The organism is Pseudomonas sp. NPDC088414 (genome assembly GCF_044753325.1).
Lineage (GTDB): Bacteria > Pseudomonadota > Gammaproteobacteria > Pseudomonadales > Pseudomonadaceae > Aquipseudomonas.
Genome location: NZ_JBIVMY010000038.1, coordinates 18523 through 28593, shown reverse-complemented (window position 1 = coordinate 28593; position 10071 = coordinate 18523). Strand labels below are relative to the sequence as shown.

The 10071-nt window shown below is 62.3% G+C and carries 8 protein-coding genes and 1 pseudogene; all 9 read right to left on the bottom strand.

Features of this window, described 5'->3' with window-relative positions; all coding sequences use genetic code 11:
• Nucleotides 1–501 (bottom strand): UDP-3-O-acyl-N-acetylglucosamine deacetylase (lpxC, locus tag ACIP8I_RS23790; protein ID WP_400764367.1); only part of this gene is annotated, 501 nt, incomplete at its 3' end.
• Nucleotides 502–613: 112 nt separating this feature from the next.
• The gene (ftsZ, locus tag ACIP8I_RS23785; RefSeq protein ID WP_400764366.1) at nucleotides 614–1810 is read right to left on the bottom strand and encodes a cell division protein FtsZ; all 1197 of its coding nucleotides are present in this window, start codon (nucleotides 1808–1810) and stop codon (nucleotides 614–616) included.
• 68 nt (nucleotides 1811–1878) lie between these two features.
• Nucleotides 1879–3138, bottom strand: a complete 1260-nt coding sequence (ftsA, locus tag ACIP8I_RS23780; RefSeq protein WP_003228014.1) for a cell division protein FtsA — start codon at nucleotides 3136–3138, stop codon at nucleotides 1879–1881.
• A 15-nt stretch (nucleotides 3139–3153) separates the two neighbouring features.
• A complete protein-coding gene (locus tag ACIP8I_RS23775) occupies nucleotides 3154–4020 on the bottom strand; it encodes a cell division protein FtsQ/DivIB (RefSeq protein WP_400764365.1) in 867 nt (288 codons plus the stop codon).
• A 4-nt stretch (nucleotides 4021–4024) separates the two neighbouring features.
• A complete protein-coding gene (locus ACIP8I_RS23770) occupies nucleotides 4025–4999 on the bottom strand; it encodes a D-alanine--D-alanine ligase (protein WP_086791637.1) in 975 nt (324 codons plus the stop codon).
• A pseudogene (murC, locus tag ACIP8I_RS23765) lies at nucleotides 4996–6456 on the bottom strand (UDP-N-acetylmuramate--L-alanine ligase). Before murC ends, ACIP8I_RS23770 begins: the two are co-directional and overlap by 4 nt.
• Nucleotides 6449–7519: an undecaprenyldiphospho-muramoylpentapeptide beta-N-acetylglucosaminyltransferase gene (gene murG, locus ACIP8I_RS23760; protein ID WP_400764363.1), complete on the bottom strand. Its 1071-nt coding sequence runs from the start codon at nucleotides 7517–7519 to the stop codon at nucleotides 6449–6451. Before murG ends, murC begins: the two are co-directional and overlap by 8 nt.
• Nucleotides 7509–8726, bottom strand: a complete 1218-nt coding sequence (ftsW, locus tag ACIP8I_RS23755; RefSeq protein WP_003228018.1) for a putative lipid II flippase FtsW — start codon at nucleotides 8724–8726, stop codon at nucleotides 7509–7511. Before ftsW ends, murG begins: the two co-directional genes overlap by 11 nt.
• Nucleotides 8723–10069: a UDP-N-acetylmuramoyl-L-alanine--D-glutamate ligase gene (gene murD, locus ACIP8I_RS23750; protein WP_400764361.1), complete on the bottom strand. Its 1347-nt coding sequence runs from the start codon at nucleotides 10067–10069 to the stop codon at nucleotides 8723–8725. Before murD ends, ftsW begins: the two co-directional genes overlap by 4 nt.
• Nucleotides 10070–10071: the final 2 nt, after the last annotated feature.

The window sequence follows — 10071 nt, the reverse complement described above, 5'->3', positions numbered from 1 at the left end:
CGCGCGTAAAACCGGGTGATCGAAATCGATCTCGAAGCTCACCTTCCCCCCTTCGACCGGTACGAAAGTGGCGCGCTTGTCGCCGTCTTCCACTGTCACTTCACGCAGGATGCGGATGAATTTCTTGGCGGCGTCCTGCTCTTCCAGGCCAGCCGATTGAATCAGGAATACGAACGGTCCAGCGCTGCCATCCATGATCGGGACTTCGGACGCGGAGAGCTCGACGTAGGCGTTATCGATGCCCAGGCCAGCCATGGCCGAGAGCAAGTGCTCTACCGTGTCCACTTTGACGTCGCCGTTGATCAGCGTCGTCGACATAGTGGTTTCACCGACGTTTTCCGCGCGGGCAGGAATCTGCACCACAGGGTCGAGGTCAGCGCGACAAAACACAATGCCAGTGTCGACAGGCGCAGGCTTGAGGGTCAGGTAGACCTTCTCCCCGGAATGCAGGCCTACACCTGTGGCACGGATAATATTTTTCAGTGTGCGTTGTTTAATCATGGCTTGGGCCGCTTCAGCGCAAATTGCGAACTGGTATCAACAAAGGCTGGCGATAATAGCAGACCGAGCCTTTGCTGAACACCAATCACCGTCATAGCCCTGATACATTCCATCAATCGGCCTGACGACGCAGGAATGCCGGGATGTCCAGGTAATCCAGATCGTCCTGCGGGTTCATCTTCGCGGCAGTCGCAGCACCGGCCTGAGCCTGGTTGCGCATGACGGTCGGACGGTCCAGGTCACGGTAGTTCACCGCCGGAGCTTCCTGACGCGCAGGAACCGGTTGTTGAACCTGAGCGGCAGCCATGGAGGTGTGAACGGTGTTGTCGATGACCTTCACAGGCTTCTCGATTTTCGCGCCCAGACCGGTGGCAACCACGGTGACGTGCAGTTCGTCGCGCATGTCCGGATCGATAACGGTGCCGACCTTGACCATTGCGTGCTCGGAAGCGAAGGCTTCGATGATGCTACCCACGTCGGAGTACTCACCCAGGGACAGGTCAGGACCTGCGGTGATGTTCACCAGGATGCCGCGTGCGCCTTGCAGGTTCACGTCTTCCAGCAGCGGGTTGCGGATGGCCGCTTCGGTCGCTTCACGTGCACGGTTCGGACCGCTGGCGCAGCCAGTGCCCAACATCGCCATGCCCATTTCGCTCATCACGGTACGCACGTCGGCGAAGTCGACGTTGATCATGCCCGGACGCTTGATGATGTCGGAGATACCGCGAACGGCACCGGCCAGTACGTCGTCAGCCTTGGCGAAAGCCGACAGCAGGCTCGCGTCTTTACCAAGGATGGTCAGCAGCTTCTCGTTAGGGATGGTGATCAACGAGTCGACGCTTTCGGAGAGCATGCGGATGCCTTCGTCGGCGATCTGCATACGCTTGCGGCCTTCGAACGGGAACGGACGGGTCACGACCGCAACAGTCAGGATGCCCATTTCCTTGGCCACTTCGGCGATGATCGGCGCAGCACCGGTACCGGTACCGCCGCCCATGCCAGTGGTGATGAACACCATGTTGGTGCCCTGCAGGACTTCGGCAATGCGCTCACGGTCTTCGAGAGCGGCCTGACGACCTACTTCAGGGTTGGCGCCAGCGCCGAGACCTTTGGTCACGCCGGTGCCCAGTTGCAGGATGGTGCGCGCGCCGATGTTTTTCAGCGCTTGAGCATCAGTGTTGGCGCAGATGAATTCGACGCCTTCGATGTTGCTCTTGACCATGTGGTTGACAGCGTTGCCGCCGCCACCGCCAACACCGATAACTTTGATTACCGGGCTTGCGGGGATGTTGTCTACGAGTTCGAACATTTTCCCTCTCCTTACATTCTCTAGTTTTTTCGCCTACTGCATTTTTGTAACGGTGTTGCGGTAAAGCTTTAGAAGTTGCCTTGAACCCACTTCTTCAATCGGTCCAGCAACGGCGCTTGTGGCTCATCGTTGCTGTAGCTGTCGCGGCTGCCGATGCCCGAGAACGAGATCCCGTCGGACTGCTTCTGCAGGCCGTACATCAACAAGCCCACGCCAGTGGAATAAATCGGGTTGCGCACCACGTCATCCAGGCCCTTCACGCCATGCGGCACGCCCAGGCGCACCGGCATGTGGAAGATTTCTTCGGCCAGTTCGGTGGCACCTTCCATCTTCGACGTACCGCCGGTCAGGACGATGCCCGCCGGGATCAGGTCTTCGTAGCCGCTGCGACGCAGTTCGGCCTGGATCAGGGTGAACAGTTCGTCGTAACGCGGCTCGACCACTTCGGCCAGGGCCTGACGCGACAGTTCGCGCGGTGGACGGTCGCCAACGCTCGGCACCTTGATGGTTTCGCCGGCACCGGCCAGTTTGGCCAGGGCACAGGCGTAGCGGATCTTGATCTCTTCGGCGTACTGGGTCGGGGTGCGCAACGCCATGGCGATGTCGTTGGTCACCTGATCACCGGCAATCGGGATCACCGCGGTGTGGCGGATCGCACCTTCGGTGAAGATCGCGATGTCGGTGGTGCCGCCGCCGATGTCGACCAGGCACACGCCCAGCTCTTTTTCGTCGTCGGTCAGCACCGAGTAGGCCGAGGCCAGTTGCTCGAGAATGATGTCGTCGATTTCCAGACCGCAGCGACGCACGCATTTTTCAATGTTCTGTGCAGCGTTGACGGCGCAGGTGACCACGTGAACCTTGGCTTCCAGACGGACGCCGGACATGCCCAGAGGCTCGCGGACGCCTTCCTGGTTATCGATCACGTAATCCTGCGGCAGGGTGTGCAGCACGCGCTGGTCAGCCGGGATCGCCACGGCCTGGGCGGCGTCGAGTACGCGCTCCAGGTCAGCCGAGCTCACTTCGCGATCACGAATCGCCACGATGCCGTGGGAGTTCAGGCTGCGGATGTGATTGCCGGCCACGCCGACGAACGCCGAGTGAATGCGGCAGCCCGCCATCAGTTGGGCTTCTTCGATCGCGCGCTGGATCGATTGCACGGTGGACTCGATGTTCACCACCACGCCCTTCTTCAGGCCGCGGGACGGGTGAGTACCGATACCGACGATTTCCAGCGTGCCGTCGTCCGCGACCTCGCCTACCAGCGCCACCACCTTGGAGGTGCCGATATCCAGACCGACGATCATTTTGCCGCTTTGCACGTTTGCCATGGTTCATCACACTTCTTAATTCTTTGCTACTGAGGGTTTGGCAGTCGTCGGCGCTACTGGTTCCCGCCAGCCAACAGCGAGGCCGTTGGCGTAGCGCAGATCGATGCGCGCAATGTTCGTAATCTGGTCTTTAAGCGTCTTGTCATAGATGGCAATGAAGCGGCGCATCTTTTCCACCAGGTTGCCGCGTCCCAGCAGCAACTCGATGCCGGGGCCGGAGCTGCCGGCACCGGTGGTCAGGAACCAGCTGCCACGTTCACGCAGTTCCAGGCGCGCGATCGAGAAGCCCAGCGGCCGGAGCATCTGGCTCAGCACCTGATACTGCTGCATCACTTGCTGCTGGGCCCGTTGTGGGCCGAACAGCTGTGGCAGGTGTTCGTAGTTCGCCAACTCCTTTGGCGTGAAGGCCTGACCCTGGTTGTTGAGCAGCGACTCGTCGCCCCAACGGGCCACCGGCAGTTGCTCTTCGAGGCGGATCACCACCTGGTCCGGCCACACCCGGCGTACTTCGGCGTGGGCGATCCATGGCATCTGCTCAAGCTCGGTACGCATGCTGGCCAGATCAATGGTGAAGAAGCTCGACGCCACGTACGGGGCGATTCGCTGCTGCACCGCTTGCTGACTGATGTAGCTCAGGTCGCCCTGCACGGCGATCTTGGTGATCGGCCGGTCGGCGTACGGCAGCAAACGCTGCGCGCCTTCGTAGGTACCGAACCCGAGCGCCACCAGCAGCACCGGCCAGAACAGGCTTTTCAGAAAGCCGAAATTGGCTTTCGGCAGGCGCGCGGACATCGGCTCTTTGGCCACCATTCGGCTGGCACCCCGCGGCACCGGCTTGCGGCCGGGTGCGGGTGGCTGATGTCTGAGATGAGCGCCTTGCATGGTCTTAACCTCGCGCCTCTGTATGACCGGAGCCTTCAACACTGGCGGCCAGAATGGCCAGAACCAGTTGCTGGAAGTCCAGACCGGCAGCACGGGCCGCCATCGGCACCAGGCTGTGATCGGTCATGCCCGGTGCGGTGTTTACTTCGAGGAACCAGAACTGCCCGTCGGCGTCCTGCATCACGTCCGCCCTGCCCCAACCGGCAATACCCAGCGCCTCACAGGCCTTGGCCGTGAGATCCATGAGTTCCTGCTCCTTGGCGGCATCCAGCCCGCACGGAATGCGGTACTGGGTATCGTTGGCGATGTACTTGGCGTCGTAGTCGTAGAACGTGTGCGGTGTACCCAGGGCGATAGGAGGCAACACCTGGTCACGCAGGGTGGCGATGGTGAACTCCGGACCTTGAATCCATTGTTCAACCAAGACTTGCGAATCGTAGGTACTGGCCGCTTTCCATGCGTCGATCAACTCGGACGCAGAACTCACTTTGGCCATCCCGATACTTGAACCTTCATGCGCCGGTTTGACGATCAAAGGGAAGCCCAGTTCCGTCGCCGCGGAAATACAATCGGCTTCGCTGCACAGCACGGCGTGACGCGGCGTCGGAATCCCGAGGCTGTGCCAGACCTGCTTGGTGCGCAGTTTGTCCATCGCCAGTGCCGAGGCAAGGATGCCGCTGCCGGTGTAGGGAATGCCGGCGCATTCGAGCAGGCCCTGCATCGAACCGTCTTCACCGCCACGACCGTGGAGAATGATGAACGCGCGGTCGATCTTTTCGTTCAGCAGACGCTGCAGAAAATCCTCACCGACGTCGATCCCGAATGCGTCCACGCCCGCGCTTTGCAGCGCGTCGAGCACGGCGTTACCGGATTTCAGCGAAACCTCACGCTCGGCACTCATGCCACCGAACAGCACGGCGACCCGGCCGAAGTCTTTCGGCGCGATGGTGGAGAACAGGTTGGCGTAGGCAGCAGTCATTTCAACTTCCCCTCGACCGACGCCGCCACGGCGCCGGCGAACAATTCACTTTTCAACAGCTTCGGCGCGAGACCGCCGATATCCCCGGCGCCCTGGCACAACAGGATGTCGCCGGCACGCAGCAGCGGCTTGACCAGCGGTGCGAGGTCGACACCACGCTCGATGTAGATCGGGTCGAGCTGACCGCGCTGACGAATGCTGTTGCACAGCTTGCGGCTGTCCGCGCCCGGGATCGGCTCTTCGCCGGCCGGATAGACTTCCATCAGCAACAGCACGTTGGCGTCGGCCAGTACATTGACGAAATCGTCGTACAGGTCTGTGGTGATGCTGTTCCGGTTCGGATCTTAGACCACCACCAGACGGCGCTCCGGCCAGCCACCGCGCACGGCTTTGATCACGGCGGCGACTTCGGTCGGGTGGTGACCGTAGTCGTCGACCAGCATCACGTTGCCGCCGTCCACCGGCAGCTCGCCGTAGACCTGGAAGCGTCGGCCAACGCCCTGGAACCCGGACAGGCCCTGAACGATGGCTTCGTCGCTGACACCTTCGTCGCTGGCGATGCAGATGGTCGCCAACGAGTTGAGCACGTTGTGGTTGCCCGGCATGTTCACGGACACGTCCAGCGGCTCGCGATCCGGGCGCAGCACGGTGAAGAAAGTCTGCATGCCTTGCTGACGCACATTGATCGCGCGCACGTCGGCGTCTTCGCTGAAGCCGTAGGTCACGGTCGGACGTTTGACCAGCGGCAGGATTTCACGCACCACCGGATCGTCCAGGCACATCACGGCCAGACCGTAGAACGGCAGGTTGTGCAGGAACTCGACGAAGGTTTTCTTCAGTTTGTTGAAGTCACCGTCGTAGGTCGCCATGTGGTCGGCGTCGATGTTGGTGACCACGGCCACCAGCGGTTGCAGGTGCAGGAAACTGGCGTCGCTTTCGTCGGCTTCGGCGATCAGGTAGCGGCTGGTGCCGAGCTGGGCATTGGTGCCCGCAGCATTCAGACGGCCACCGATGACGAAGGTCGGATCCAGGCCACCAGCGGCGAACACCGAAGCGATCAGGCTGGTGGTGGTGGTTTTGCCGTGGGTACCGGCGACGGCGATGCCGTGGCGATAGCGCATCAGCTCGGCGAGCATTTCGGCACGCGGCACCACCGGAATACGACGCTCAAGGGCGGTCGCCACTTCCGGGTTGGAGGTGTTCACAGCGCTGGAGACCACCAGCACATCGGCGGTCGCAGCGTTCTCGGCGCGGTGGCCGATATAGATGTGCGCGCCGAACGATTCCAGACGCTCGGTCACCGGCGAAGCCTTCAGGTCGGAACCGGACACTTCATAGCCCAGGTTCAACAACACTTCGGCAATCCCGCACATGCCCACGCCGCCGATACCGACGAAGTGGATGCGACGGATGCGGCGCATTTCCGGTTGTGGCATGGCTTTCTGATTCTCAACCATGGGCCACCTCCAGGCAGGTATCGACCACGCTACGGGTGGCATCGGGTTTGGCCAGACGGCGGGCCGCTTGGGCCATTTCTTCGAGTCGTTGCGGTTGCATCAAGACCTCTGTCAGGCGCGCGGCAAGGTCCGCGGCACCAGTCGTTCTTTGTGGCATCACGAAGGCTGCGCCTTCACGGGCCAAATAATCGGCGTTGCGGGTCTGGTGATCGTCGATCGCGTGGGGCAAAGGCACCAGCATCGAGGGCAGACCAACGGCAGCCAGCTCACTGATGGTCAGCGCGCCAGCGCGGCACACCACCAGGTCAGCCCAGCCATAGGCCTGGGCCATGTCTTTGATGAACGGCTGCACCTGCGCGTCCACGCCGGCGGCGCGATAGCGCTCTGCAGTCACTTCATCGTGGTTTTTGCCGGCCTGATGAAACACTTCCGGACGCAAATCGGCAGGGACTTGCGCCAGAGCTTCAGGCAGCAACTTGTTCAACGGTTCTGCGCCCAGGCTTCCGCCGAGGATCAGCAAACGCGCTTTGCGGCCGGCCAGAGCCGGTCGCGATGTTTCGCGGAACAGCTCGCTGCGCACCGGATTTCCGGTGGTACGGCGGGTGTCCGACAGAGTAAAGGTGTCGGGGAACGCTTCACACACCCGGGCGGCGAACGGCACCAGCAACCGATTGGCGGTGCCGGCCACGGCGTTCTGCTCGTGAACGATCACCGGCACACCGGCCAGTTTCGCAGCGATTCCGCCAGGGCCGGTCACATAACCACCGAAGCCGACCACGCAGACCGGACGCAGCTGGCGAATCACCGCCCGCGCCTGCCACACCGACTTGAGCAACATGAACGGGGCCTTGAGCAGCGACAGCTTGCCCTTGCCACGCAACCCGGTGGCATTGATGCGGTGCAGTTCAAGACCGGCAGCCGGTACCAGTTCGTTTTCGATTCCGCGTGGCGTGCCGAGCCAGTGTACGGTGTAGCCGCGCGCCTGGAATTCACGGGCACAGGACAGCGCCGGGAACACGTGGCCGCCGGTGCCGCCGGCCATGATCAATACGTTAGCGCCCATGGTTCGGCTCCTCGGCGAAGTCGCTCTCATGGAACTCCATCTCTTCACTGCCCAGGTGGGTCCGACTCTCCCACTCGATCCTCAGCAACAAGCCGAGGCAGGCGCAGCAGATCACCAGGGAACTGCCGCCATAACTGAGGAACGGCAGGGTCAGGCCCTTGGTCGGCAGCAGGCCGACGTTCACCCCGATGTTGATCAGGAACTGACCGATCCACAGGAACGACAGGCCGTAAGCCACGTAAGCGGCGAAGAACTGCTTGGCTTTTTCCGCCCACAAACCGATGTACATGCCACGAATACACACGAACACGAACAGCGCGACGGTGCACAGCGAACCGACGGCGCCGAGCTCTTCGGCCAGCACCGAGAACACGAAGTCGGTGTGCGCTTCCGGCAGGTAGAACTGTTTCTGCACGCTGTTGCCCAGGCCGACGCCCAGCCACTCACCGCGACCGAAGGCGATCAATGCCTGCGACAACTGGTAACCGGCGCCGAACTGGTCAGCCCACGGATCGGCGAAGTTGGTCAGACGCGCCATCCGGTAAGGCTGCATCTGGATCAGCAAGACCACGGCCCCGACTGCCAGCACCACCATCAGCGAGAAGCGGAATAGCCCGACCCCGCCAAGGAACAGCATCGCCGCAGCGGCACCCATCATTACCACGGTGGCACCGAAGTCCGGCTCCATCAGCAACAGGCCTGCCATCGGCAGCAGCACGATGAACGGCTTGAAGAAGCCCATCCAGCTCTCGCGCACTTCCTTCTGCCGACGTACCAGATAACCGGCGAGGTAGATCACCACAAACACCTTGGCGATCTCGGACGGCTGCACGTTAAAGAAGCTGAAACCGATCCAGCGCATCGACCCGTTCACTTCACGGCCGATCCCGGGGACGATCACCATCACCAGCAGACCGAATGCGCCGATCAGCATCATCCAGCCCAGACGCTGCCAGGTGGCGATCGGAATCATCATGGTGATGATGCAGGCACCCAAGCCCAGCGCCACGTAGATCAGGTGGCGAATCATGTAGTACAGCGCGCTGCCCGACTGCGCCGCCGCCACTTCGGTGGAGGCCGAGGCGATCATGATCAGGCCCAGGCCCAGCAGCGCCAGGCAACCGGCGAGCATCGGGAAGTCGAGGTCGATGCCACGGCCGGTGATGATCGGCGACGGGTACGGCTTGATGATATTGCGCAGGCTCATGCCAGATCCTCCACGGCGCGGACGAACTGGTGACCACGGTCTTCGTAATTCTTGAACATGTCGAAACTGGCGCAGGCCGGCGACAGCAGCACCACGTCACCGGGTTGGGCGACCGCGCGGCATTGCGCAACGGCGTCGACCAGCGAGGTCGCGCGAATCAGTGGCACGGCGTCACCGATGGCGGCGCCGATCTTGTCGGAGTCGCGGCCCATCAGGATCACGGCGCGGCAGTTGGCCGCCACCGGATCACGCAGATCCTTGAACTCGGCGCCCTTGCCGTCGCCACCGGCGATCAGCACGACCTTGCCGTCGATGTCCGCACCCAAGCCTTCGATGGCGGCCAATGCGGCGCCAACGTTGGTGGCTTTGGAATCGTTGTAGTAACCCACGCCGTCGAGATCACGCAGCCACTGGCAGCGGTGTTCGAGACCGGTGAAGTTACGCAGGGCATCGAGCATGGCGTCGAACGGCAGGCCGACCGCATGACCCAGCGCCAGCGCCGCGAGGGCGTTGGCCTGGTTATGCGCGCCGCGCACTTTCAGTTCGCGCACCGGCATCAGGTTCTGGAATTCGAAGGCCAGGTATTTCTCGCCATCTTCTTCGCGCAGGCCGAAAGCCTTGAAATCCGGTTTGTTCAGGCCGAAGGTCCAGCACGGCTGGCCCTCGCCGATCAGCGGACGGCTGAGTGCGTCCTGACGGTTGACCACAAACTGCTTCGCGCCACGGAAGATCCGGTGCTTGGCCAGGTGATACGCCGGCAGGCCACTGTAGCGGTCCATGTGGTCTTCGCTGATGTTGAGCACGGTGGCCACTTCGGCGTTGAGCTGGTCGGTGGTTTCCAGCTGGAAGCTCGACAGCTCCATCACGTACAGCTCGACGTCATCGCTGAGCAACTCCAGCGCTGGCGTACCGAGGTTGCCGCCCACCGCCACGCGCTTGCCGGCCGCAGCCGCCATCTCGCCGACCAGGGTGGTGACGGTGCTTTTCGCGTTGGAACCGGTGATGGCCACGATCGGCGCCCGCGCGTTACGCGCGAACAGCTCGATGTCGCCGGCCATTTTCACGCCACGGGCTGCAGCGGCTTGCAGGGCCGGGGTCGCCAGCGCCAGGCCGGGGCTCACGTAAAGCTCGTCGGCACGGCACAGGAATTCGACGTCCAGCTCGCCACAACGCACTTCCACGTGCGGATAGTCACGCTTGAGCGTGGCCAATTCCGGTGGATTGTCCCGCGTATCGGCGACGGCAAACGACACGCCCCGGTTCGCCAGGAAGCGAACCAGGGACATGCCGCTCTTGCCGAGGCCGACAACGATGCGGAAGTGGTCAGAAGCGATCAGAGACACTC